General features: G+C 63.8%; 2 protein-coding genes. One reads left to right on the plus strand and one right to left on the minus strand.

The features are described 5' to 3' along the window. Window positions 1-114: 114 nt before the first annotated feature. A complete protein-coding gene (locus tag NK662_RS24545; RefSeq protein ID WP_134256938.1) occupies window positions 115-477 on the minus strand; it encodes a hypothetical protein in 363 nt (120 codons plus the stop codon). A gap of 93 nt (window positions 478-570) precedes the next feature. Between NK662_RS24545 and NK662_RS24550 the strand changes: the two genes are divergently transcribed. Then, on the plus strand, window positions 571-870 hold a 300-nt coding region (locus NK662_RS24550), incomplete at its 3' end, for a peroxidase family protein (RefSeq protein ID WP_254761336.1).

Below are 870 nucleotides of genomic sequence, written 5' to 3' on the forward strand. Positions count from 1 at the left end.
GGTTAATTCGTTATTCTTTGCACACACACATATGATTATATTATTATTAGGTGAAAACGACCGATCGATCGCGATTGATGACGAGCCGAGACGACGACGTGATCGATTGATCGATTAGGCGCCGAAGGCGAAGCACTTGCTGGTGGTGAAGACGCAGGCGAAGAAGCAGGTGGGGAAGCCTTTGATTCCCTTGGGGAAGCACTTGATCCCGCAGGTGGCGATGCACGTCTTGCACTTGGTGGTGCTGCAGGAGCAGCCGGCTCCGACGGCGTCGCCGGCGCCGTCGTCGAGGAGGGCGAGCTCCTCGGCGAGGGCCAGGGCCTCCTCCTCCTGCAGCTCGATGCGGTCCTTGAGGCGCAGCAGCGCCGCCGCGTCGTCGACGGTGTCCGGGCGCGCGGCGGCGGCGGAGGCCATCAGATGACCGGCGGACAGGAGGAGCAGGCAGACGACGGCCATCTTCACCACGGCGGAAGCCATTGATGATTAATTACTTAGCTTGGTGGGTGCGGGGTGTGTGTGCTGCAGTGTAGTGCAGTTGCAATGGTTTGTGTGTGTTGGTGTGTGGTGGCGATGGCGGTGCTGCTGCTGCTCGCGGCGGCGGCGGTGATGGCGTCGTCGGCGCAGCTGGACGAGAAGTTCTACAGCAATTCGTGCCCCAGCGTGGAGGCCGTCGTCCGGAAGGAGATGGTGCGCGCGCTCGGCGCCGCGCCCAGCCTCGCCGGCCCGCTCCTCAGGATGCACTTCCACGACTGCTTCGTCAGGGGTTGCGACGGCTCGGTGCTGCTCGACTCGGCCGGGAACAGCACGGCGGAGAAGGACGCGACGCCGAACCAGACGCTGCGCGGGTTCGGCTTCGTCGAGAGGGCGAAG

Origin of the sequence: Ectobacillus ponti (assembly GCF_024294785.1) — a bacterium.
GTDB lineage: Bacteria > Bacillota > Bacilli > Bacillales > Bacillaceae_G > Ectobacillus > Ectobacillus ponti.

Excerpts from the sequence above, each read along its gene's own strand:
- NK662_RS24545 (WP_134256938.1), bottom strand. The coding sequence starts at position 477 with ATGGCTTCCGCCGTGGTGAAGATGGCCGTCGTCTGCCTGCTCCTCCTG.